General features: G+C 46.0%; 23 protein-coding genes. 1 reads left to right on the top strand and 22 read right to left on the bottom strand.

What is annotated here, in order from left to right:
- Positions 1 to 18 precede the first annotated feature (18 nt).
- The 15 genes from P402_RS0112630 to P402_RS0112700 all read right to left on the bottom strand — a co-directional run bounded on the left by P402_RS0112630 (position 19) and on the right by P402_RS0112700 (position 12,324).
- The gene (locus P402_RS0112630; protein ID WP_235188879.1) at positions 19 to 2,154 is read right to left on the bottom strand and encodes a DNA internalization-related competence protein ComEC/Rec2; all 2,136 of its coding nucleotides are present in this window, start codon (positions 2,152 to 2,154) and stop codon (positions 19 to 21) included.
- A gap of 23 nt (positions 2,155 to 2,177) precedes the next feature.
- The gene (locus P402_RS0112635; RefSeq protein WP_026829027.1) at positions 2,178 to 2,795 is read right to left on the bottom strand and encodes a helix-hairpin-helix domain-containing protein; all 618 of its coding nucleotides are present in this window, start codon (positions 2,793 to 2,795) and stop codon (positions 2,178 to 2,180) included.
- Between the two features lie 189 nt (positions 2,796 to 2,984).
- Positions 2,985 to 3,713 carry a class I SAM-dependent DNA methyltransferase gene (locus P402_RS0112640; RefSeq protein WP_026829028.1) on the bottom strand — a complete coding sequence of 243 codons (729 nt, stop codon included), beginning with the start codon at positions 3,711 to 3,713 and terminating at the stop codon, positions 2,985 to 2,987.
- A complete protein-coding gene (gene rsfS / locus P402_RS0112645) occupies positions 3,713 to 4,060 on the bottom strand; it encodes a ribosome silencing factor (protein ID WP_012369674.1) in 348 nt (115 codons plus the stop codon). The genes P402_RS0112640 and rsfS overlap by 1 nt, the downstream gene beginning before the upstream one ends.
- Positions 4,057 to 4,632 carry a bis(5'-nucleosyl)-tetraphosphatase (symmetrical) YqeK gene (gene yqeK / locus P402_RS0112650; RefSeq protein WP_026829029.1) on the bottom strand — a complete coding sequence of 192 codons (576 nt, stop codon included), beginning with the start codon at positions 4,630 to 4,632 and terminating at the stop codon, positions 4,057 to 4,059. Before yqeK ends, rsfS begins: the two co-directional genes overlap by 4 nt.
- On the bottom strand, positions 4,622 to 5,191 hold the full coding sequence (nadD, locus tag P402_RS0112655) for a nicotinate-nucleotide adenylyltransferase (RefSeq protein ID WP_026829030.1): 570 nt from the start codon (positions 5,189 to 5,191) through the stop codon (positions 4,622 to 4,624). Before nadD ends, yqeK begins: the two co-directional genes overlap by 11 nt.
- Positions 5,188 to 5,481, bottom strand: coding sequence for a ribosome assembly RNA-binding protein YhbY (gene yhbY / locus P402_RS0112660; protein ID WP_026829031.1), 294 nt, complete (start codon positions 5,479 to 5,481; stop codon positions 5,188 to 5,190). The genes nadD and yhbY overlap by 4 nt, the downstream gene beginning before the upstream one ends.
- Position 5,482: 1 nt before the next feature.
- A complete protein-coding gene (gene aroE / locus P402_RS0112665; protein ID WP_026829032.1) occupies positions 5,483 to 6,268 on the bottom strand; it encodes a shikimate dehydrogenase in 786 nt (261 codons plus the stop codon).
- Positions 6,268 to 7,374, bottom strand: coding sequence for a ribosome biogenesis GTPase YqeH (yqeH, locus tag P402_RS0112670; RefSeq protein ID WP_026829033.1), 1,107 nt, complete (start codon positions 7,372 to 7,374; stop codon positions 6,268 to 6,270). Before yqeH ends, aroE begins: the two co-directional genes overlap by 1 nt.
- Before the next feature lie 140 nt (positions 7,375 to 7,514).
- Positions 7,515 to 8,099, bottom strand: a complete 585-nt coding sequence (locus P402_RS0112675; protein WP_026829034.1) for a YqeG family HAD IIIA-type phosphatase — start codon at positions 8,097 to 8,099, stop codon at positions 7,515 to 7,517.
- Positions 8,100 to 8,250: 151 nt separating this feature from the next.
- Entirely contained in the window at positions 8,251 to 9,600 is a 1,350-nt protein-coding gene (locus tag P402_RS0112680; RefSeq protein WP_026829035.1) for an ArsB/NhaD family transporter, read from the bottom strand.
- 56 nt (positions 9,601 to 9,656) lie between these two features.
- A complete protein-coding gene (locus P402_RS0112685) occupies positions 9,657 to 10,436 on the bottom strand; it encodes a phosphatidylserine decarboxylase (protein WP_026829036.1) in 780 nt (259 codons plus the stop codon).
- Positions 10,429 to 10,920 carry a thioredoxin family protein gene (locus P402_RS0112690; protein WP_026829037.1) on the bottom strand — a complete coding sequence of 164 codons (492 nt, stop codon included), beginning with the start codon at positions 10,918 to 10,920 and terminating at the stop codon, positions 10,429 to 10,431. The genes P402_RS0112685 and P402_RS0112690 overlap by 8 nt, the downstream gene beginning before the upstream one ends.
- A gap of 12 nt (positions 10,921 to 10,932) precedes the next feature.
- Positions 10,933 to 12,066, bottom strand: a complete 1,134-nt coding sequence (iadA, locus tag P402_RS0112695) for a beta-aspartyl-peptidase (RefSeq protein WP_034769988.1) — start codon at positions 12,064 to 12,066, stop codon at positions 10,933 to 10,935.
- Positions 12,067 to 12,129: 63 nt separating this feature from the next.
- Positions 12,130 to 12,324, bottom strand: coding sequence for a YjzD family protein (locus P402_RS0112700; protein WP_012369663.1), 195 nt, complete (start codon positions 12,322 to 12,324; stop codon positions 12,130 to 12,132).
- A 193-nt stretch (positions 12,325 to 12,517) separates the two neighbouring features.
- Between P402_RS0112700 and P402_RS0112705 the strand changes: the two genes are divergently transcribed.
- Positions 12,518 to 13,327 (top strand): Cof-type HAD-IIB family hydrolase, encoded by an 810-nt coding sequence (locus P402_RS0112705; protein WP_026829039.1) that lies wholly within the window; start codon positions 12,518 to 12,520, stop codon positions 13,325 to 13,327.
- A gap of 63 nt (positions 13,328 to 13,390) precedes the next feature.
- On the opposite strand, the gene P402_RS0112710 is transcribed toward P402_RS0112705, so the two are convergent.
- The 7 genes from P402_RS0112710 to P402_RS0112740 form a co-directional block, all read right to left on the bottom strand.
- Entirely contained in the window at positions 13,391 to 14,218 is an 828-nt protein-coding gene (locus P402_RS0112710) for a YitT family protein (RefSeq protein WP_152538835.1), read from the bottom strand.
- A 246-nt stretch (positions 14,219 to 14,464) separates the two neighbouring features.
- A complete protein-coding gene (locus tag P402_RS0112715) occupies positions 14,465 to 16,765 on the bottom strand; it encodes a glycoside hydrolase family 65 protein (RefSeq protein WP_026829041.1) in 2,301 nt (766 codons plus the stop codon).
- Between the two features lie 240 nt (positions 16,766 to 17,005).
- Positions 17,006 to 18,034: a LacI family DNA-binding transcriptional regulator gene (locus P402_RS0112720; RefSeq protein WP_026829042.1), complete on the bottom strand. Its 1,029-nt coding sequence runs from the start codon at positions 18,032 to 18,034 to the stop codon at positions 17,006 to 17,008.
- Positions 18,035 to 18,068: 34 nt separating this feature from the next.
- On the bottom strand, positions 18,069 to 19,598 hold the full coding sequence (locus tag P402_RS0112725; RefSeq protein ID WP_026829043.1) for an alpha-amylase family glycosyl hydrolase: 1,530 nt from the start codon (positions 19,596 to 19,598) through the stop codon (positions 18,069 to 18,071).
- A gap of 23 nt (positions 19,599 to 19,621) precedes the next feature.
- On the bottom strand, positions 19,622 to 20,455 hold the full coding sequence (locus P402_RS0112730) for a sugar ABC transporter permease (RefSeq protein ID WP_012369657.1): 834 nt from the start codon (positions 20,453 to 20,455) through the stop codon (positions 19,622 to 19,624).
- Positions 20,455 to 21,807, bottom strand: a complete 1,353-nt coding sequence (locus P402_RS0112735; protein ID WP_026829044.1) for a carbohydrate ABC transporter permease — start codon at positions 21,805 to 21,807, stop codon at positions 20,455 to 20,457. The genes P402_RS0112730 and P402_RS0112735 overlap by 1 nt, the downstream gene beginning before the upstream one ends.
- A 115-nt stretch (positions 21,808 to 21,922) precedes the next feature.
- Positions 21,923 to 23,182 carry an extracellular solute-binding protein gene (locus P402_RS0112740; RefSeq protein ID WP_026829045.1) on the bottom strand — a complete coding sequence of 420 codons (1,260 nt, stop codon included), beginning with the start codon at positions 23,180 to 23,182 and terminating at the stop codon, positions 21,923 to 21,925.
- Positions 23,183 to 23,493 lie beyond the last annotated feature (311 nt).

Here is a 23,493-nt window from a genome sequence, read left to right on the forward strand (position 1 = left end):
TTGGGGGGTTGCTGTTTTTTATTTTAGCATAGGTTCACAGCCCGTTGCAGAACAAGTTATCATTCCCGATTGATCGGTCCGCATGACAGTCCGGTTCCTCGTTCGCTCCAGTACTTCTGCATGAGGATGACCATATCGGTTATTTCGTCCTGCCGATATGATGATCAGGTTCGGATCCGTTTTCTGCAAAAGCTGTTCTCCGGTTGACGTTTTCGAACCATGGTGTCCCGCTTTTAAAATATCGACTTTTTGGACAGACCATGTCTCCTCTTGATCAATACTCGCATCTCCTGTCAATAAGACGCGCTTCCCGGCAATGTCGGCAAGTAACACGACCGACCGGTCATTTTCTTCTTCTTCGCTTGCTGCAGGAGCCAACACCTTGAGCCAGGGACGAATCTGCTGTCCTGAACGAATGTATTCAATTTTTGTTCCTGTCGCTTCAATCTGTTCAATCAACGCGTGCCGTTTTGGATCTTGATTGTCGAACTTTCCCATGTAAATGGTGTCCACTTGAATTTTTCGCAATACCCCCAACAATCCACCGATATGATCATGGTCTGCATGTGTGACCACCAATCCTTCAATGTGCGTTTCTCCCCGTGTGTGCAAAAACGGAGCTACGATTTGTCCACCCGGATCGAATGGTCGTAAAGGAGGACGGATCGATAAGGAGAATGCCCCTCCGGTATCGATGACAAACGTTTCTCCCGCTTTTTCGATGATTGTACTGTCGCCCTGTCCGACGTCAAGAAAGGTGATTTGCTCCGGCGTTTGTTGATCCATATAAAGGCTCGCTGCGAGCAGCCCGACCAGTGGGACCAGATGCCCGAACCATTTGCGTTCGGCCAACCACCAGCCTGTAAGGACCACTCCTGCCACAATCAGAAACACAGGAAGTGAAAAAAGATGAACCGCAACGGTCGGGACGGGTAATTTTTCCGCCCAAGCCAATGCTTGATCCAAGAATGAAGTAGCCTGACCATGCAGGCGAACCAGATTATCAGACGACGGAATCAGCACAGCTGCACTGACAAGGAAAGACAGCGGTAGAATCACCCACTCAATCCATCCTCCGACAATCAAATTTAACAGCGGTGACCAAAGGGAAACCTCCGTCTGTTGAGCTAATTGCAGGACAAGACTTGTCATGATTTGAGCCCAAAGGCTAATCAGCAACCAGTTCCAGGGACGTTTGATCGTTTCCCACATCTTGCGGGACAGTAATAAGAATATCGTCAATCCGACGGTCAGTTGAAACCCAACGTCATATAGATAAGTATACGAGACCGCCAATTGAAGCGCTCCAATCGAACCAACGACCAATAAGGGATCAGGTCGCCGGTTAATCCTGTGACAGAACAACAATACCATGGCGACACACACCGCACGTGTGACTGGAGCACTCCACTCCGTCAACCATCCATATAACGGCAAGGTCAACAATAGAAATTCAAATCTCCGCTCCCGCGTCAACCGCAGTTTTTTTAAAAGCCATAACATCGTTACAATCAAAAACGCAATATGTGAACCGGAGATGACAATCGCATGGAGTAAACCGAACTTTTTGAAACGTTCCATCGTCATCTGATCCATTAAACGATCTTCCCCTAATACTAAGGCTTCCACATACAGTGCTTGTTTGATGGGAAGTTGTTCGATCCGCGTCATCCACTGCTGACGAATACGCCGTCCATTCGCTTCGAATCCCGGCGTCTCCGAACACTTCCCCCACCGGACAACCTCATATTTTCCCTGTAATTGTTCAATCTGCATCCAACGGGATTCGTCAAATCCGCCCGAATTCACTCGAGGCAATACCGTCCGCTCTTCCAGCTCGACTTCACATCGTTGCCCGATCCGCTCATAGTCACGATCCGTTTTTTCATCCAGCGTGGTTGCGACAACGATTTGCTGATTATGGGCTTCTGCGAGATAACGGATTCTGTCGCCATTCTGCTTGGCATCCAGAATATCGATGACTTTAACCGGTCTGACGACCTGCTCCGTCGTCATATTCAGTAAAAATACGAAAGTCAGGCCAATGAGTGATAACACAGAATACGTCGACATCGACCAAGATTTCAGTACAAGAATCATTGAACAGACCGCTACCAGCCAGAGGGATTCTTTTAAGGCGATGAGCCCGATCATAAAAAATAAAGGCAACAGCGGCATCAGTAGACGATGAGATAAGCTTTCAGATTTTCCAATGTCTTAGGTCCAAACCCTTTCACATCGCCAAGATTCTCATACGCTGCAAAGCCACCTTTTTCTTCCCGGTATTGTAAAATCGCACTGGCCTTCGCAGGACCAATCCCTGGCACTTCCAATAGTTGTTCTTCAGTCGCTGCATTTAAATCAAGTAATCCTTTTGGCACTTCCGCTTGTTCAGACTTTTCCGGTACTACCTTCTTTGATGCCTTGGTCTTTTTCTTAGTCGGAACAATCACTTCCTGACCATCGATTAAACGTGCTGCCAGATTGAGTTGTTTGATGTCTGCTTCTGCAGTCACTTCTGCACGTTTAATGGCATCTTGAACGCGATCACCGAGTCGAAAACTGTATGGACCGGGTCGTTTGACCGCCCCTTTGATATCAACCATGATTTTTTTCTGGACCAGTGTCTGATCCGCCGAATGGTCTTCTGCCCGTGCTTCCTGTTCTCGTTCAACGATTGCTGGTTTTTCAACCAATGCCTCGTTCGAACATGAAGGCAGCGGAACAAATAAGACAACGAGCAGTAGGAGAACAACCGCGATCGTTGCTACTTGCTGTAAGCGTGGAATCGTCATCCATATCCCTCCTGTCTCTTCGACTGTATCAATCTTTCCGCCGCTTCTGAACAGGACTAACCTCCATTATCCAATGATGCTCCTCTCCCTACGCTCGTTTTTATTCTCCTTGATCAAACCATCTGCCTTTCTAACCCAAAACAACATAAAAAAAACCATCAACAGGATATCCGTTGATGGTTCGATAGTTTATACTTTTTCAGCAACGAAGAAAATACGTTCTGCTGTTTCAGTCGGTGCATCGGATGTGAAATCACCTGTTACGGCACACACACGGAAACCTGCTTCGCGTAACCAGGTAATGTATTGTTCCGGCGGATACGTCCGTTGATGATGTGTCTCATCGACACGATCGTACCGTCCGTCCTCCCCTTCAATAAAGAAGGTCAATTCATGGACGACCGATAACGGGTCTTCACCAGGATCCGCGAACCAGATATACGAACTTTGCTCGGCATGGGTCGCATACGTTTTCCCGTTAAATAACGTCTCCATCTTATAAGGGGAATGAACATCAAACAACAACTTTCCGCCGTCCGTCAACAGACGTGCTGCACTATCGAATGTCTGTTTGACGTCCGATTCCGTCTGCAAATAATTCAAGGAGTCACATAAAATCGTAATCGCATCCACCGAATCCGGCAATTCAAGTTCCCGCATGTCCTGTACCCAAAAATCAACGTGTCGATTTGTCTCCATTGCTTTTTCCTGAGCAATTTCAAGCATCTCTTCCGATAAATCGACGCCGGTGACCTCATAATGGTCGGCCAGTAACAAAGTTGCCGTTCCGGTACCGCAACCGATATCCGCGATTCTTTTACCGGGCTCTACCTGTTCGAGTACCCATGCAACCCATTCAGGATACGGTACGTCTTGCATCAGTTCGTCATAGACATACGCAAACTGTTCGTACGCCATTAGTCGATCTCGACTTCTACTTTAGGAGCGTCTGCCCATAGTTTCTCAAGGTTGTAATAATCACGGTCGTCACGGTGGAAGACATGTACGACGACGTTCTCAAGATCCGCGAGGACCCAACGTGCCGCATCCATTCCTTCTAGCCGTTTGATCGGTAATTCGTTTTTGTGTGCCACTTCTTTCACTTCACGTGCGATGGCTTGAACTTGTTTTTCTGAGTTCCCTTCACAAATCACGAAGTAATCCGCGATCGGTGAAATACTCGACATGTCGAGTACGACGATGTCCTCAGCACGCTTATCATCAATTGCATTTACGATTAATTTTAATTCTTGTTCGACTGTCATAGGACGGTCCCCTTTCGTTTTTCCGGCACGAACGCATTATACGTCTCGATCGTCAGCGGAAAAATCACTGTTTGTTTTTTGCATAAAAATGAAATCGTCTGGACAAGTGTCGCAATGACGGCTTGCGTCAAATCTTCCTGCGCAATCTGCCGAAGCTGTTCGACACCCGGATACTGACGATTCGGTTCAATCGCATCTGCGACAAAAATGATTTGATCGAGCAACGGCATATCCGGAGCACCCGTCGTATGATTGGCGATCGCTTGATAAATATCAGCGTCCTCAACGCTGAGCTCTCGCTTAACGAGTTCTGCCCCGACTGGTGCATGCAACAATTCTTCATCATAGTTGAGTAATTCATCCAGTCCAAGTTCTACTGCTACTGTCTGCATCTCGGACACATTCCGATATTTCGCATAATCGTGTAACATGGCTGCTAAAGCAGCTTTTTCTTCTTGAACCCCATATTGTCGAGCTAGTTGAATTGCCGTCTCGACGACGCCAAGCGTATGGATGTAGCGTTTTTCGGGCAATGTTTCCTTAATGATTCGTTTCGCTTCTTCAAGTCGCATAGAGTTTCCACTCCTCGATTAGTTGTCGGACCGGTTCCGGCACGAGATAACGAATACTGCGCCCTCTCGCTACCCGTTGTCGGATGTCGGTCGAAGAAACTTCAAGCAATGGCATATCGACTGCCGTGACACGCGCACCTTCCGGAATCAGGTAACGACTGCCTGGACGCGCGACTGCCCCAAACTCAATTTCCTTGTACAATTCTTCCGACCGGTGCCATGTTCCTAAACTGACTAATGAGTCCGCACCGATCAGAAAAAAGAACGCATGTCCGGGATAACGCATCTTCAGTTCACGGATCGTATCAAACGTGTACGATTTCGTTTCCCGTTCAAACTCGATCTCGGAGACTGAGAAATCCTTGTTGTCCCGGACTGCTTCTCGGACAAGTTGCAACCGTTTCGCCGCACTCGTCACCGTCGATTGTTTATGCGGCGGAAGTTTTGCCGGTAAAAACCAGACCGCATCCAGTTGAAGTTGCTCTTTCGCTTGTTCGGCAATCAGCAGATGACCGATATGGGGCGGATCGAATGTCCCGCCCATCAAACCGATCTTCATCGTGGTAATTGAAGTGTCTTATTCTCTTTCGATTCCTTGTAGAGAACGATGACTTTTCCGATGACTTGAACGAGTTCTGCATTCGTTCCGTCAACGAGCTCAACCGCGACATCTTTCGGAGCGTCAGCACAGTTTTGCAGAACTTGAACTTTCAAGAGTTCACGTTTTTCAAGTGCATCCATCAAATCTGCACACATCGCTTCACCAACACCGTTTTTTCCGACTTGGAAAATCGGGCTTAAGTCGTGAGCCGTTGCGCGTAAATACCGTTTTTGTTTACCTGTTAACATATTATGATTCCTCCAATTGCTTTCTAATCACCTGCTCGCCGAGCGCGAGATCAGGCGGATGACCGGTGAAGCGTTCAAACGCTTCAGCCGCTTGTAGTACAAACATCAAAACACCATCTAGTGTATCAAGCCCGTTTGCGGTCGCTTCCCGCAAAAAACGGGTCGGGGTCGGTCGATAAATAATATCACAAATTAAAGCTCTCGTCGCTGTCAATTCGATTGGCGTCTGATCAATTGCGGGAGCCATCCCGACAGAAGTCGTATTGATGATGACATCATACGGCAGCAAATCCAGTGTGTTCGACCAAGGGACAGCAGATTGTCCGAATTCAGCAGCCACCTGTTCAGCCGTCTGATTCGTCCGGTTCATGACTGTAACATGACCGGGAAGCATCGGAATGATACCACGTGCCGCGCCGCCTGCCCCAATCACTAAACTGTTCTTCGCATTCGTTCGCGTCGCAAGGGCGCGGGCAAATCCGGTTCCGTCCGTATTGGTACCGACCAGTTCCTCCCCGTCCCAATAGACAGTATTGACGGCACCAGCGCGTGCTGCCGCCGGCTCCAGACGATCAAGAAACGGAATGATGGCCGACTTATGGGGAATCGTCACATTGATTCCATCAAACTGCCGTTTTCTTACCTTCTGAACGAACGCTTCCAGCTCGTTCACTTCGACATCTACCGTGGTATAACAACCGAAAAGCCCAGCCGCCTTCAGCCATGTTTCGTGCAACATGGGTGAAAGCGAATGGGCAATCGGATGACCGATGACAGCAAATTGCATCAGACAAGCGCCTCACGTAATGAGACAGCAACACCTTTTGGTGCGTAGGCAGCAACTCGTCCGCCTTTTCCGTGAACTGCAACCCAACCGAGTCCACTGAAAACGATATCCGTTTTCATGTTATCGCGTAGACTGAACTCGTGTCGAACGAGCGGCGGAAGCATCTCAAGCGTCTTCTCATTCGGCGGTGATAACAATTCTCCGTTATGATTCGCATACAGATCGTCTGCTTTATCGAGCTTCGTCCGGTGTACTTTCAAATCATTCGACATATAGATGACGAACGATCGTTTGTTGCCTTCCATGTAGTCAAGACGTGCCAGACCACCGAAGAACAACGTTTGTTGCGGATGGATTTGGAAAACTTGCGGCTTGATTTCTTTTTTCGGTGTAATCAGCTTCAAATCCCGTGCATCCACGTAGTGTGCCATTTGATGATGATTGATGATTCCCGGTGTGTCGTACAGGTTACAGTTGTCGTCAAGCGGGATATCGATCAAATCAAGCGTTGTTCCCGGGAAGTGACTGACTGTGATGACCGCCTCTTCTTCTTCTCCGAAACGCTTGATGACCTGATTGATCAATGTCGATTTTCCGACATTCGTACAGCCGACGACATACACGTCGCGTCCTTTACGGTAGTAATCAATCTTTTCTGCCAGTTCATCCACACCGTGTCCTTTTTTCGCACTGATCAGATGCACATCGACCGGGCGTAACCCCAACTCTTTTGATGTTTGACGCATCCAGTTCATCAGACGGTTCGGATTGAGTGATTTCGGTAGCAAGTCGGCTTTATTTCCGACGAGCAAAACATCATTTTTTCCGACAAACCGGTGTAATCCCGGTAACCAACTTCCATTAAAATCAAAGATATCAACGATTTTAACGACTAATGCATCTTTTTGACCGATTCCATCTAAGATTTTGACAAAATCATCGTCCGTTAATGCGACGTCTTGAATTTGGTTGTAATGCTTCAGTTTAAAACAACGTTGGCAAATGACCATTTCCCGGTCAAGTGCAGATTTAGGCGCATAACCAGGTGCTTTTGGATCCTCTGTCTGGATCGCGACACCACAGCCTGCGCAATTGATTTCTTCCATGTGTGTGTTGAGCCGCATCGGGACTTTCCCTTCTCTATTCAACGTAGCGCCCTGCACGCCACTCCAAGAGCGTAACTTCCGACCTTTCGCCGTACATGTTGCGACTGCTGCCTATCCTTTCATCTACCGGTATGACAGGGTCATTGCTGCTTATCTTGACGGAGTGTTTCAATCGGATGTTTTAACGCTGCCGGATCTTCTTTGACACGTTGCGTCAATTTGTAGATTCCTTTACGTTTCATCCGACGGAAAATCAATCGTTCCATCAAGCGATTAAATTTTGTGACGACACCGTCTGTCTTGACGACGGGTTGAACGTGGATTACTTCGATACCTACTGAATTTGCGCCTAACACATCCGTAAACAGTTGATCTCCAAGGAAAACAACTTCCTTCGCGTGATAACCAAATTCCGTCAACGCGCGTTTGAAACCAATCGGTAAAGGTTTACGGGCCGGTGCAATATAATGTAAGCCAAGTGGATCCGCAAATTTCTTGACTCGATCGCCGTTGTTATTCGAGACGATGATGACGTCAAATCCGTATTGGTTATTCACCATATCGAGCCATGACACCAATTCGTCTGGAGCATCGGCAATATTCCAAGCCACAAGTGTATTATCAAGATCCGTCAAAATTGCTTTGACACCGTTTCGTTTTAACATCTCTAAGTCGATATCATAAATCGACGCCACAAAATGTTTTGGATAAAGTCGTTTAAACAAGAATAAAACCTCCAGATAATGGTCTAGCTCTATAGTTAAGTTTAAGAAACAGTTATGTTCTTATCGTTCGATTATAGCACAATCCATTTGATAGAGCGACGACCAAAAGAAAACGAAAGAGCACAGGTCTCTTCCGTTTCGTAATTTCTGTTCAATAATAGCGGATCCATAAATAAAGTTGCGAAATAATCAGCGTTACGATGGTGATCGGGGCCCCGTAAAGTAAGAATCGTCCGTATGTGAACTTCTCCCCTTGCCGTGTGGCTAATCCTGCGACAATCACATTGGCTGATGCTCCAATCAATGTTCCATTCCCTCCAAGACATGCTCCGAGCGACAAGGACCACCATAACACGTCGACTTGTTGACTGTCCGGCGACAAACCAATTCCTGTCGCAACATCGTTGATTAAAGGAATCATCGTCGCGACGAACGGAATATTATCGATCGTCGCACTGGCAATTCCGGATAACCAAAGAACAGCGGTTGCCGTCGTCTGGATGTCTCCTCCTGTCAACGTAATCGTTTTTTCTGCCAAGAAGCGGATAACGCCTACTTCCTGAATTCCACCTACCAAAATAAATAATCCGGCGAAGAAAAAGATCGTTGTCCATTCCACCCGGGCGAACACTTCTTCCAATTGGTGATTATTCTCAATCGTCAGTAGCATTAAGACGGTCGCTCCAAGGATTGCGATGGCCGGTGCTTCCAAATGAAGCCCGATTCGACTCAGTAACGGATGAATGACGAACAACGCAATCGTACTTAACAAGACGATACTGCTGCGCATGACTAATTTGCGGCTGACAATGTAGCTGTTTTCGTCGATTTCCATTAATTTTTGTTGATTCTCCGGTTCTACGTGTAAGTGTTTACGGAAAATCATATACAAAATACCGATCGTCACGATTGTAATCAACACAATCACAGGTGCGAGGTTCAGTAAAAAGGCATTGAACGTCAAATGAGGATTAGCTGCTCCAATCATGATGTTCGGAGGGTCGCCAATCAACGTGGCCGTTCCACCGATGTTGGCAAACAGGACTTCGGCGAGTAAAAACGGAAACGGCTTGATTTTTAAGACCTTTGTAATCGAAAACGTAATCGGAACAATCAACAGGACCGTCGTGACGTTATCTAAAAAGGCAGATCCGAGTGCCGTCAATCCGGACAGTAAAATCAAGATTTTTACCGGATCTCCTTTTGTTTTTTTAGCCGCCCGAATGGCAATGTATTCAAACAATCCCGATTGATTGGCAATCGTCACTAAAATCATCATTCCGATCAATAAGACGATTGTTCCCCATTCCACATATTCGAACAAGGCAGATTCCAACCGGACGATGCCGAATATCACCATTGCCAATGCACCTAACAGCGCTACAATCGCCCGACTGATTTTTTCACTGATGATAAAAGCGTACGTCACTAAAAAAATGAATAAGGCCGCGTAAATTTGAAGCGACGAGCTCGACGCTTCCGTAAACATTAAAACCTGCATGACAGCTTCCTCCTAAGCATGACGAAACGCTCCCTTCGTGACGGGAGCGTCTTCATTCATGAATTCCAATAACCGATGCGTTGCCCCATCAAAACCGGACCTTTGATGTCCACTTCTAATGTGATGGCATCTTTCGGGCAAATCAAGACGACCGTTGAACCAAATGAAAAATAACCGAACTCGTCGCCCCGTTTAACTTCTCGATTTTGATTCGTCTGGACGATTGTATTCACATTCAAGGCACCGACCATGACATGTTCAAGTGCATGTTCACCATGTGTGATACGTGTGACCCGACGATAGTTCCGTGTCAACGGTCGTTTCCCATAGGAAAGACCCAGATCATTGACCGGTGCCGAATCACGTCCAAGCGTATAACTTGTCCGGATCGTCCCGTCTATCGGTACATGAACACGGTGGTAATTTTGCGGACTGAGGTAAAAAATCAATACCCGTCCCCCGATGTAGTGATCGGCGCCATGATGCGAACCGAGCAATTCGGAAACTGAATATGTCTGTCCTTTGACAGTAAAACGACTTTCTTCCGTCAAATCCTCGACAACGGATAAGACACCGTCACACGGACTGACGACAGCTTGTTCTGATCCATCAATCGGACGAACCGTTTCTTTTAAGTTTCGAACGAACAATTCATGTAACGTCGTATACGATTCAAGTGGCTGACTTGCCTCTTGCATCTGTAAATCATACATCTTGACGAACGGTTGGATCAGCGGTCGACTGACCGGACTCATCGCAAAGCGGCGCAGTTGTTTCGCGACGGTCGGATGACCGTTCAGTTCAAACAGTTGCGTAAAGAACCATTTTTTAATCATTTAAATCACCTGACGACTCTTCTTCAGAATTTTTAACGGCTTTACCGGCGAAAAATTCTTTGTAGGCGTCTTCTGTCTGCTCACCGGATACCCGGCTGACTTCTTTTCCATCTTTGAAGTGAACGACAGTTGGTGTCCCTTCGATCGCAAATGTATCCCAAGCCGACTGTTCGACTGCCAGATCAATTTGTTCAAATGGAATGTCCTGCTTCTCACCGAGTGGTACTAAATACGGTTTTACTTTTTCACAGTGCACGCATCCCGTCTGATAAAAATACGTATAAAATTCATCACCGGACTTCAGCTTATCAGCCACTTGACTGGCCGTTAAATTGCCGTTTTTCGATGCAGAATCCTCTCGATCCGTAAACAGTAACATCGTTGCCCCGATCAAGACGATCAGCGCAATCACACCAGCTGTAATCCAGTTGGCTTTCGACTGCGGTTTTTTTGTTGGTTTTACACGGTTAGATTTCTTCGACACAATATCCCTCCGTCATTTTGGCAACAGCCATTTTTTCTGAATCATTATAGCATGCCCCTCTGCAAGAATCGTATCGATTTGCAAAGCGTCATCAATCAGTAACAGATCAGCACGTTCGCCTTGCCGGATGCTTCCTCCGGAAATGCCGTACGCCTCTGCGACGTTTGATGTAACCGTTTGGATGGCGTCCTCTAATTGTACGCCATGTTTCACCGCGTCACGAACTGCATCAAAAATCGATGACGGCTTTCCGGTCTCGAGACGAAGCAGTCTTCCACTTTCATCAAAGGCGGGTAAGCTGGCGCCAGCGTCACTCGACATCGTAATCTGGCGTAACGGGATACCGGCAGCAAGAGCACGCTCTAGTGCCTGGCCTGCTGGTATTTCCCCTTCTTCAATGAACGCCTTTGTCGTACAGGTCGTAAAATCAATACGCCCGCCCTGTTTCGCCCAACGTAAACCGGCGTCAAAAATCCGTTCGCTGCGGTTAATGTGGGTCGGTAAAAATTGTGTAATCGGAATATCGGTCGTTTCGACCACTTCTTCCAGCAGGCCAAGCCCACGTTTGCCGTCCCCGATATGAACATTCATCGTTCCCCGGACTCCCTTTAAAAGACCGGCAATCCGCGCTTGCGAAGCAAGACGTGACAGTTCATGAACAGTCGGTTGTGTCGAACGATGATCATTAATGGCAATCTCACCAATCCCGATGACTTCATTAATCAACAGGATGTCTTCCGCAATCGACTGCGTAATCGAAACCGGCGGGACAGCGTAACTGCCTGACAAGAGGAAAGAACGGATCCCTTGGCTCGTGTAACCCCGCATGTGCGCAAGCAGATCGATTCCTGTTCGTGTCCAGCCATCTGTTCCAAGTAATCCGACGACGGTCGTGACACCTGCTTCTAAAAAATCAGTGGCCGAAAGCGGCGGTGTTCGTGTTGCGAAACCACCTTCCCCGCCCCCGCCGATCGGATGGACATGTCCATCAAGCAGACCCGGAATCAGTTGTTTGCCCGTCCCGTCAATCGTCTGAGTGATCAGCCGTTCATCCACCGCATAGGAACCGATGGCAAGAATCTTTCCCACACCAATCAGTACATCCGTCGTTTCACCGGCTACTGTCACATTTTTAAGTACTATCATCACATGCCTCCTAAATCATAAAAAGCGAGCCTATCGTCCGAATGACGATATCTCGCTTTTACCTTATTCTGCCTTTGTCCCTTGACCAAGACCAAGATCTTCATTGACTGCATCAAGTGCGAAGACGACAAGTGAAGTCACGACTGACATAGCTGTCGCGAATCCGAAGTTATACGTGACTGCATCGACCGCTGATACGATGAACACAGCTGTGTTCACGAGTAAGAACGACCAGAAGAATGTAACGAGAAAACGCATTCTTCCCCCTCCATTTCTTAACTTACTTTTTAATGTCCTACGTTTCGTAGTATATCATTTTTTAGGACAGCGGACAGCTTTTCTCCGATTTTTTTAAACGCTTTCCTGAATTCAAACCACAGACAATTTTAGTTATTTTTCAGTCGATTATGCTACAGTAAACGTAATGAATCCAGAGTGGAGTGAGTATCCTATGCAACGTCATCTGATTGCCGTCGATTTAGACGGAACATTATTACGCGACGACAAAACCATCAGTCAGGCCAACTTACACGCGTTGAGAACTGCACGCGACAATGGTCATGAAGTCGTCATCGCCACAGGGCGTCCTTTCCGGCACGCCAAACGCTATTACGATGAGCTTGGATTGACGACACCGATCGTCAATTTTAACGGCGGACTTGTTCATCATCCGCAGGATCGCCATTTCGAAGTCAGCCATCATCCGATTCCCCTGAAAACCGTTCAACACATCTTGGAGTCGGTATCGGACTCGAAAACACAAAATATCGTCTGTGAGGTGACGGATCATGTTTACTTCCAAAATGATCCGATTGGTATTTATGAATTTTACACGGATCATGCCTTATCCGTGACGACCGGCGATTTACGAAAGGTCCTGCAACATGAACCGACATCGCTGTTGATTCACGCCAAAGGCGAACATGTTCAGGAAATCCGATCCGAACTTTCAAGCATTCACGCTGAAACGGTCTTAAACCGCCAGTGGGTCAAACCGGAATATATGGTCGAGGTCATGCGAAAAGGTACGAGTAAAGCGATTGGCTTACAACAAATTTCGCGTCATCTCGGGATTGAACAAAAACAGATCATTGCTTTTGGTGATGAAGAAAACGACCTGGAAATGCTCGAGTATGTTGGGCATGGTGTCGCGATGGGCAATGCCATCGGCGCGTTAAAACTGGTTGCTAACGGCACGACCAAGACGAACCAAGAAGACGGGATTGCCTACTATCTGAAACATGTTCTCGGTCTGATTTAATGTCATCAAAAGAAGCCGGCTTCTCTGTCCATCAGACAGAAAAGCCGGCTTTCTTATTTAACCTCATCCTTTGCGGAAGTACCCGACTACAGAGTCTGTTGCGACGACGTTGATGAACACCGTTTCGTCTGCGTCGCGGCAAATCCGCTCGATATCGCGCAACTCATGCCGTTCGATGACCATCATCAGCGTCGACTTCTCAGCCCGTGAATACGTGCCGATTGCCGGCATCTGGGTGATGCCGCGAATGATGTGTTGGTGAAGTGCCGTTGTAATATCGTCGGCATGATTCGTAATGATGAAAATCGTCAACCGTTGATTGCTTGTATGGATTTCATCGACGACTTTCGAAGTGACATAAATGAAGACAATCGTGTACAGGGCCGTCGACCAGCCAAATAACGCTCCAGCGAGAATCGCAATCAGGAAGTTCAATACAAACAGATATAATCCGACACTACGGTCAGAGAAACGTGCAAAAATCAACGCAACGATATCAAAACCACCCGTCGATGCCCCGAATTTAATCGTAATCCCCGTTCCGATTGCCAGCAAGACACCGCCAAACACGGCATTGAGTGTTTGATCACCCGGAATGACAGCATACTGAGGAATAAGTCCGATAAAAATCGTTGTCGCCAAAACAGAAATCAATGTAATGATGGTAAAACTGCGTCCTAGCATAATCCATGCCAAAACAATCAATGGTAGGTTCAGGGCTAAAAACCAGACGTTTTCCCCAAAAGCAAACGCCGTTCCTTGCAATACCTGCGTTAAAATCTGGGCCAATCCTGTAAATCCTGTCGAGTAAACACCACTTGGAATCAAGAACCAGTTCATCGCTACTGCGATGACGAACCCGCCAATCGAGGCGACAATTACTTTTAACATACTTTCCTTTACAACCGCTGTCACACCGTGTTCTCCTCTCATTCATAAACTATCTTGGAACACTTTAGCACATAACAATTGTGTCCGGATAGTCAAGATGATGAAAGAATTATATTTCTTTTTTTGGTAACGCTCTCATTTTCAGAAGTTGAACACTTTCTTTCTCAAACAAAAAAAAAGGCGGCAGATTTGAAATCTGCCACCGTGATTCATGAGAACATGACGGTTTGCCTTTTCTTGATTTCATCATACAGTCATCGAAGCCGGGATCGTAACCGTTCCTTCTGACGGGACTTCAACTGTTTCACCATGAAGCTGTAACGTAAATGCTTCACCTGCATTTTGTTCGATACATACTTCGTTCTGTTTGACCTGAACCAAGATGTGATGTCCGCGCCATTGCATCCGGAACGAATAACTTGTCCAGCCCTTCGGCAACATCGGTTTGAAGGACAGCGTTCCCTGCTCGACACGAAGTCCGGCAAACCCGTGAACGATCGACATCCACGATCCGACCATCGATGTGATGTGGAGACCATCCTCTGTATCATTGTTGTAGTTATCAAGATCAAGCCGTGCGGAACGTTGATAAAGTTCCATTGCTTTTTCTTCATAACCTACTTCGGCCGCGATGATGGAATAGATACACGGTGAAAGTGAGGACTCATGGACCGTACGCGGCTCATAAAAATCAAAGTTCTTCTTCTTCTCTTCGATCGAGAAACGATCCGTCAGGAAATAGAGTCCTTGTAAGACATCGGCCTGTTTGATGAAGACAGAACGTAAGACACGGTCCCACGACCAATTTTGATTTAAAGGAAGATGTTTTGGATCAAGATCCGCGACCATAATCTGTTCTTTATCCATAAAACCATCTTGTTGCATGAACACATCTGGAACGGAATCGTCTTTCGGATAATACATTTTTTGATCAATATCGGCCCAGTGAGCTAATTCTTCATCCGTAATAGCTAATTGATGAATCAATTCTTCCAGACGCGCCGGTTCTTCTTGCTCGAGATGACGATAGACCGTCTGAGCGTATTCCAGACACCAAGCAGCCATTAAGTTCGTATACCAGTTGTTGTTGACGTTATTTTCGTACTCATTTGGTCCTGTGACACCAAGAATCATATAGACATCTTTATGAGGGACGTAGTTGACGCGACTTGCCCAGTAACGTGCGATTTCAACAAGTACTTCAAAGCCGTATTGTCCGAGGTAGGATGTATCTCCTGTGTAATTCGTATAGTTATAAATGGCATGGGCAATCGCACCATTCCGGTGAATTTCTTCATGCGTGATTTCCCATTCATTGTGGCACTCTTCCCCGTTCATCGTCACCATCGGGTATAAAGCACCCTTCATCCCAACATTCTTATCCGCATTTTCTTTTGCTTGCGGCAGTTGGTTATGACGATACTTCAATAAGTTCCAAGCAACGTCGGGCTTCGATGTCGCAAGATAGAAGTTCAGGCAGTATGCTTCTGTATCCCAATATGTCGCTCCGCCGTATTTTTCTCCGGTAAATCCTTTTGGTCCAATGTTCAGGCGGGAATCTTCGCCTGTATACGTTTGGAACATATGGAAGATGTTAAAACGAATCCCTTGTTGAGCTTCAACATCGCCTTCAATCTTCACATCTGCCTCTTCCCAGTGTTTCAACCAGGCCGCTTCATGTGCTGCAAGTACAGTGTCAAATCCACTCTCAAACGCATCATTCACACGTTTCATCGCCTGCGCCAATAAGTCTTCAATCTCATAGTCACGATTCGTCACGAGTGCTACTAACTTTTCAACTGTCACCGCTTCACCCGCCGGTACCTGTTTCGTGAAACGATTCGCGACATACTGTAATGTACTTTCAAGCACTTCACATCTCGCGCCCTCAACATCAGTAATCATGGCAGCCGTGACGTGCCAATCCAGTTTCTTCGTTTTAGAAGTAACATAGGCAAATCGTTCTTCGGCTCCGTGCTCTACCGGAAGCCAGAATTTCTCATCATAGTTGGAGTCTTCGTTTTCGACGTCAGCGTCAAGGTATGATTCGATGACCACTTCCGCATCAAAGTTAACGGGTGTGACTGTATATCGAAGTGCAGCCAGTTCTTTATCGACGATCGAGAAGAAACGTTTTGATTCAATTTTTGTTTCTTCCACACCATTTTTGATCAGCATCGTCCGTGTCAGAACACCATGTTGCATATCGAGTTCCCGTTTGAAATCGACAACTTCCCACTCGTTCAAATCGACATTTTTCCCATTGACTGAAACACGAAGTCCCATGATGTTCACCGCATTCAAAACTTTTGCGAAATATTCCGGATAACCGTTTTTCCACCAGCCGACTCGGGTTTTGTCTGGGTAGTAGACACCAGCGACGTACATCCCTTGATGCGTGTCTCCAGAGTAATCTTCTTCAAAATTTCCGCGCATTCCCATATGGCCGTTCCCAATCGCTGTCATCGATTCAGCAAGGCGGTTATCTTCTGGATGAAAACCTTGTTCCGTAATTTTCCACTCATTAATATCAAACAATCGTTTCATTATAAGTCGCTCCTTTATTCTTAATCAAATGGATGCCCAAGCACCTTTTTGTAAGCGTTTTAATTTTCTCTACATTCTTTATTCTACACATAATCATCGTTAATGCAATCGTTTGCACGAAAATAAAAATCTTTTTCGATCCGTGTGGTCATTTCGTGTTCCCGATTGGTTTATGGTTCCTTTTCTTCAACAGAAAACACCACTTATCCTAACCGGACAAGTGGTGTTTCGGGAGAGTATTTACTTCACTGTACCGCCACAAGATTGACGAACAACTAAATAATGAGGCACGATGACACGTTTCCCATATGGTGTCGCCTCTTCGTTCATTTGTTCAATCAGGCAGTTGGTTGCTTCAAACCCTAAACCGAAGATGTTGATTTCAACCGATGTCAACGGCGGACTGGAAAACTCCGCGATGAACAGATTGTTGAAACTGACGACCGCCATCTGATCGGGTACACTGATTTCCATCTCATTCAGCGTACTCATGACACCAAGCGCCATCATGTCATCACTGACGACGACAGCCGTCGGCGGGTGTTCTAGCGACATCAATCGTTTGACGGCGTCCGCTCCGCCAGTCGTCATGAACGGTGCACTGACGATATAGGATTCATGGATTGGTAGCCCTTCTTCCATTAAAGCTGTTTTATAACCACCGACCCGTTCCTGCGTGACCGCTAAGTCTTGCGATCCTCCGACAAACGCGATGCACTCATGTCCGAGTTGATGTAAATACTTCGTGACCTCACGTCCTGCGAGATAATTGTCCGTATCAACATATGTGACATGCGAGGAGTCACTAAATGGTTTCCCGACGACGACGAATGGAAACTTCGAATCTTGCAAAAATTGAACGACCTTGTCATCTGTCCGGGAATACAAGACGACGACACCATCGACTCGACGACCCTGAACCATCGAGACAACACCTTCGTAAACTTCTTCTTCCGAAACCCCTGTCGTCATATATAAGGAATAACCGTTTTGATGTGCTTTCGTACTAATGCCGCGGATTACTTCCGAGAAAAACGGATTTTGAAGTGTTTTCGTTGCCGCACTAGGCATGACAAGACCGATGGCTTGAGTCGTTCGATTGGCAAGACTCCGGGCATGGACGTTCGGATAGTAGCCGAGCTCTTCCATCGCCTGGCGGACACGTTCTTTTGTTTTTTGACTGATGCGCGGACTGTTGGCAATTACACGTGAGACCGTTGATGGTGCAACGTTCGCTTCTCTTGCGACATCCTTGATTGTTACTTGCATCCCTTTCACCTCATCATTTCCCTACAAATGTATTTTAGTGTGTTTCCTTTGTCCGATTGATCCGTCGTCGATGGACGAATAAAATGATTAAGGCAAGGATTGGAGCGATTGATCCAATCGCAACGAGCGAGACCCAATTGACCTGTGAACGTTCCACGACATATCCGTTCGCGCTGCTCGCATCGAGCGTCACTTCATAGGCATCTCCGTCTTGACGTACCACGTCAGAGAACAACAATCCCCGAAGGCGTTGATCATCACCGATTTCTGATGCTTTCACACGCAACGTCGTTTTCTTTTCCCCTAAATTGATGGCATATAAGACAGACTGGTCTTTGGCTTTTCGTTCGAAGACAGCCATATGATCGGTTTTAGCCACCAACCGTTGTTTCCCTGTTTCGAAAGCCGGATAGTTCTTACGCATCTTATTGAGCGTCTGTACATATTCCTGCATCTTATCGTTTTTATCAAATTCCATCATCATTCGATTTCCCGGATCTTCTCCACCAGGCATCGCGACCTCTGTTCCTTGATAGACGATTGGCATACCGGGTGCTGCATACAAGGCGAACAAGGCTAAACGCAGTTGTCGTTCCTCATCAGCGGTCCCACCAATTTTTGCTTCCGTAATAAAGCGTTTCAAATCATGATTATCAATAAAGTTCGCTAGTGACATCGCTTTCGGATTAAACGTAGTATCTCGATTATAAACCGAATCCAGCTCTTCCGCTGAACCATTTTTGCGGGCGAACTGATCCTTGATCCCATAGTAAAACGGGAAGTTCGTCACGGAATCAAATCCTAATTTCGAATAGGTCGCAATCTTACGCGGATCACCGTCAAATACTTCGCCTAATAAAAAGAGATCCGGGTGCTCTTTTTTGACGGCCGGTATGAATGTTTTCCAAAAAGCCGGTGGCACGTGACGGACGGTATCGAGTCGGTAACCGTCGATTCCGGTCTCATCCACCCAGTAGTTCGCGACGTCAATCAAATACTTCACGACTTCTTTATTTTCTGTATTAAAGTCCGGTAAATCAAACAGCCAATTGTTCTCGACTTCCGCTTTATTGTTCCAGTTCATAATCGTCTGTTCTTTATGGAACCAGTCCGGTTTTTCTTTTACGAGCGGATGATTCGGACCTAAATGGTTAACGACTAAATCGAGCACCACTTTAAGATCACGTTTATGTGCTTCTTCGACCAGTGTTTTAAATTCTTCTTTTGTTCCGAAGTGCGGATCAATCTCATAATAATCGTCTGTCCAATACCCATGATAACCATTTGGACGGTTCTTAAAGATGGGTGTCAGCCAAATCGATGTGAATCCTTCATCCTTGATGTAGTCCAAACGTTTCGTGACACCTGCCAAGTCACCGCCTTGGAAAGCTTTTGGATCGTTTGGATCTGCCTCTAAATCATTACTTTTGTCACCGTTCTCAAACCGGTCGACCATGATGAAATACATTCGTTCTTTTTCCCACCCTGCAGCTTCGCTTGTCTGCGGAAACATTCCGATAGACAAGAGAAGCGGCAAGAGGAGAAGCATCACGCCTCGTCTCATGCCGCTGATTCCCCCTTGATTGATTAACCTTTCGTTCCACCTGCCGTCAATCCAGATACGAAGAAACGCTGGAAGGCGAAGAACAGAAGAACGATTGGTACTGCTGATAATACGGCACCTGCCGCAAACAATGTGAAGTTGTTATCGAATTGCTCCGAAACCATGTTGTACAGTCCAACAGCAAGTGTCTGTTTCTCCGGTGAACGGAGAACAAGTGACGCCAGGATAAAGTCGTTGAACGGTGCCATGAAGTTGAACAAAGCAATAACAGCAACCATTGGTTTTGCAAGTGGAAGAATGATCTGCCAGAAAATCCGAAGATGTCCTGCTCCATCCATCCGTGCCGCTTCATCCAGTTCTTTTGGTATTGTATCAAAATATCCTTTCGCAAGATACGTGTTCATCGGAATCGCTCCCCCTGCATACAGGAGAATCAATGCCAAATGCGTATCAAACAATTGCAACATGTTCAACAGAACGTAAATCGCGATGATTGCAACAAATTGCGGAACCATCTGCAGTACGAGGAACAGGATCAATGAATTTTTACGTCCGACGAACCGGTAACGTGAAAAGATATAACCTGTCAACGTAATCAATGCGACTGAGACGACCATTGTAATGACAGCGATTTTGATGGTGTTCAAATACCACATGCCATAATCCGTTTGTGTTGCATCAAATAAATCAAAGTAATGGATTAATGTCGGATTGCTTGGGAAGATATCCGAAGTGATGCTTTTCCCCGGGTTAAGCGATGTGCCGACAACCCATAAGAGTGGATACACGATAATTATCGAGGCGATCGTCAAAATGAGGTATGACAACGCCATATTGATTCGGTTTTGTTTTCTCATTAGATCATATCCTCATCTTTGAATGATTTTGAACGTTTAAACTGAATGACTGCAATCGTCATGATGAAGAACGAAAGCACGAGTGTAATCGCCGCGGCAAATCCGTATTGCGGATTCGAACCAAGCGAGAGTTTGTAAATCCAGGAGATCAAGATATCCGTTCCGCCGGCCGACTGACCCGGAACAGCCGGTCCCCCGTTGTTAAAGAGATAGATGATGTTGAAGTTGTTGAAGTTAAATGTATATTGCGTAATCAAGATTGGAGCTGTCGCAAATAAGATCATCGGTAATGTGATCAGGCGGAATTTTTCACCTGAAGTCGCACCGTCAATCGTTGCCGCTTCGTATAAATCTTCTGGAATCGACTGCAGAATCCCCGTCGTCAATGTCATGATGTAAGGGAAACCGAGCCACCACTGAATTCCGATCAAAGCAAGCTTCGTATACGTCGGATCTGTCATCCACTCGACACCGCTATCAAGGCCGATGGCAGGAAGCAATGTCGTATTAAAGACACCAAATGTCTCATTGAACATCGAACGGAAAATCAAAATCGTGATAAATGCCGGTACAGCCCACGATAGGATTAAAATCGAACGGAAGAAACGTTTTCCTTTTAGTCCTTTTTGATTTAACAAGACGGCAAGACCAATCCCAATCGCAATGACACCAGTTGTCGAAGCAACAGTCCAGACGAGCGTCCATCCTAAGACACTGACGAACGTGTCACGGAAGATATCGACCGTAAAGATGTTCAGGAAGTTTTGAATCCCGATCCAGTCGACAAGCTTTGCAGGCGGTGAGTTGTTGAACTTATAGTTTGTAAAGGCAATCAAAAACGTGAAAATCAAGGGTAAGACGACCGTGAAGACTAGGAGAACCAACGATGGAATCAGCATGGCATACGGGAATCCATTGTCTCGGAAGTTCCGCAGCTGCATTTTCAAAGAAGGTACTTCTAATTCCAAATCACGGAGCTTACCGATTCGATACGCATCGATAAAGTTCCAGACGTAAATGGCGATACCAAACACAAGCAGAATCAATGCAATGATTCCCTCGACCATCAAGAAGATCGAGTGATCCCCCCTTACGCCTGCTACCTCACCGAGTGTAATCAATCCCCAGATCGCTCCGCGATCTCCAGGACCGTTCCCAGCACCTTTAAAAAACAGTTCGAAGTTAACTAAAAAATATGACAGAACGACGATAAAGAATGTCGCACCCTTTAAAAATTGTTTGTTGTACAGTTGTCCCATTCCTGGAACGATCGATATCGCTGCTGCAATCGTCCGGTGATTCGTTTTTGGCTTTGGTGTTTTCGTGGGTTGTGGTGTCGCAATGGCCGCCATCGTCTGTTCTCCTTTCCAAAGGTCATGTCTGACCTCAGGCTTCTCTTCCAACCATAAAGATAAGGGGGAATCCAAGATCCCCCTTTCTTTAATTCTGTGTCAGTGATTCAGTTGATTATTGATTGTTTGCTTCGATTTGTTGCTTGATTTGTTTTACAGCGTCATCAGCTGATTTTTGTGCATCTTGTTTGTTTGTAGCAACGAGTTGAAGTGCTGCTGCCATCGGCTCCCAAACTTGACCCATCTCAGCGATGTTCGGCATTGGTACACCGTCTTTAGACTGTGCGAAGACGGCTGCTGCCACTTCGTTATCTTTGATTGTTGCATCTTCTTGAAGTGAAGTGACCGGTGGGATTTCATTGTATTTCTCAAACATCGCTTTCGCGTTTTCTTCGCCAGTCAGTGACGCGAGGAACTTTTCTGCCCATTCTTGGTTTTCAGAGTAAGCTGAAACAGCATACGTCTTAACACCTACGAATGTTTTAATCGCTTCACCGTTTGGAAGCTTCGGAAGTGCTGAAGCACCTAAGTTGATGCCTTTTTCTTTATAGCTTGCGACTGCCCATGGTCCGTTCATGACTGCGACTGCTTTCTTGTCGCCGAACAATTGGTCCATTGCTTGACCACCGCCACCGCCAATCAAACCTTTCGGGAAGAGTCCTTCTTTGTACCATTTACCGATGTAATCCATTCCTTCAACTGCACCCTTGTTATTGAGACCGATGTCAGCAGGATCAAGTTTTCCACCGTTTTCTTTAAAGACGTACCCACCGTATCCACCGATTGGACCGTGTGCGAAGTAGAAGTTATCCCAAAGTGCGAGGAAACCGTATTTCCCGTCTTTTTTCTGTTCTGTTGAAATTTTGTATAGGTCATCCATTGAAGCCGGTGCTTCTTTTAACTCATCTTTGTTGAAAAGAAGAATCGGTGTTTCGACAGCTTTAGGATAGCCGTAAACTTTACCGTCAAATGTAACGGCAGATTTAGCTGTATCGATGAAAGGTTCGAGTGCTTTTTCACCGTCTTTGAGTTCAGCAATCAACCCTTGGTCAACGACTGTTCCGATTTGATCATGTGGAAGAAGAATGATGTCCGGACCTTTTCCTGCTGGACCATCAAGAGCGACTTTCTTTTGTTGATCCGTCATTTTAACTTCTTTGACTTCAACTTTGACGCCTTCTTTTTCTTCAAATGCTTTAGCAGCGGCTTTAGTTGTTTCCGCTTTTTCTGTATCTTCCCAAATCACGATTTTAGTTGGTTTTTTACCGCCTTCTGAACTTGTATCAGAAGAACCTGAATCCGTTCCACCACCACATGCTGCAAGAGCACCGATTGCCATGACAGATACTGAAAGACCTGCTACTAATTTTTTGATTTCCATGTTCGAAAATTCCTCCCCAAGTTAACGTACGAATGATAAGTTCTGATGCACAACGTTTGCATAAAGGCACAACCATTTTCTCATGATAACAACCGAGCGGTTGTAAGCGTTTTATGAAAACGTTTGCATCACCTTTACATTTTTATTATACAATCTAAAATCCTTTTGACAAGTCCTTTTCTTTAAATATTTCCTTACATTCAAAAAAGATTTCCGAAAAGTATTCTTAACAAACGATTCGATGCATTAGTAAAATCATTTTAAAAAGAAAACGTTTACATTCATTCCGTTTGCACAACTAAGTG

It is taken from the genome of Exiguobacterium sibiricum 7-3 (genome assembly GCF_000620865.1).
Classification (GTDB): domain Bacteria; phylum Bacillota; class Bacilli; order Exiguobacteriales; family Exiguobacteriaceae; genus Exiguobacterium_A; species Exiguobacterium_A sibiricum_A.

Coding starts and splice junctions, on each gene's coding strand:
- yhbY (WP_026829031.1), bottom strand. CDS start 5,481: ATGTTAACAGGTAAACAAAAACGGTATTTACGCGCAACGGCTCACGAC.
- P402_RS0112720 (WP_026829042.1), bottom strand. CDS start 18,034: ATGCAAGTAACAATCAAGGATGTCGCAAGAGAAGCGAACGTTGCACCA.
- P402_RS0112735 (WP_026829044.1), bottom strand. CDS start 21,807: ATGGCGGCCATTGCGACACCACAACCCACGAAAACACCAAAGCCAAAA.
- yqeK (WP_026829029.1), bottom strand. CDS start 4,632: ATGCGACTTGAAGAAGCGAAACGAATCATTAAGGAAACATTGCCCGAA.
- iadA (WP_034769988.1), bottom strand. CDS start 12,066: ATGATAGTACTTAAAAATGTGACAGTAGCCGGTGAAACGACGGATGTA.
- P402_RS0112730 (WP_012369657.1), bottom strand. CDS start 20,455: ATGAGAAAACAAAACCGAATCAATATGGCGTTGTCATACCTCATTTTG.
- P402_RS0112630 (WP_235188879.1), bottom strand. CDS start 2,154: ATGATCGGGCTCATCGCCTTAAAAGAATCCCTCTGGCTGGTAGCGGTC.
- P402_RS0112725 (WP_026829043.1), bottom strand. CDS start 19,598: ATGAGACGAGGCGTGATGCTTCTCCTCTTGCCGCTTCTCTTGTCTATC.
- rsfS (WP_012369674.1), bottom strand. CDS start 4,060: ATGACAGTCGAACAAGAATTAAAATTAATCGTAAATGCAATTGATGAT.
- P402_RS0112700 (WP_012369663.1), bottom strand. CDS start 12,324: ATGCGTTTTCTCGTTACATTCTTCTGGTCGTTCTTACTCGTGAACACA.
- P402_RS0112640 (WP_026829028.1), bottom strand. CDS start 3,713: ATGGCGTACGAACAGTTTGCGTATGTCTATGACGAACTGATGCAAGAC.
- P402_RS0112685 (WP_026829036.1), bottom strand. CDS start 10,436: ATGATTAAAAAATGGTTCTTTACGCAACTGTTTGAACTGAACGGTCAT.
- yqeH (WP_026829033.1), bottom strand. CDS start 7,374: ATGGAAGAAATCAATTGCGCAGGCTGTGGTGTCGCGATCCAGACAGAG.
- P402_RS0112715 (WP_026829041.1), bottom strand. CDS start 16,765: ATGAAACGATTGTTTGATATTAATGAGTGGAAAATTACGGAACAAGGT.
- P402_RS0112710 (WP_152538835.1), bottom strand. CDS start 14,218: ATGTTAAAAGTAATTGTCGCCTCGATTGGCGGGTTCGTCATCGCAGTA.
- P402_RS0112635 (WP_026829027.1), bottom strand. CDS start 2,795: ATGACGATTCCACGCTTACAGCAAGTAGCAACGATCGCGGTTGTTCTC.
- nadD (WP_026829030.1), bottom strand. CDS start 5,191: ATGAAGATCGGTTTGATGGGCGGGACATTCGATCCGCCCCATATCGGT.
- P402_RS0112680 (WP_026829035.1), bottom strand. CDS start 9,600: ATGCAGGTTTTAATGTTTACGGAAGCGTCGAGCTCGTCGCTTCAAATT.
- aroE (WP_026829032.1), bottom strand. CDS start 6,268: ATGCAATTTGCTGTCATCGGTCATCCGATTGCCCATTCGCTTTCACCC.
- P402_RS0112705 (WP_026829039.1), top strand. CDS start 12,518: ATGCAACGTCATCTGATTGCCGTCGATTTAGACGGAACATTATTACGC.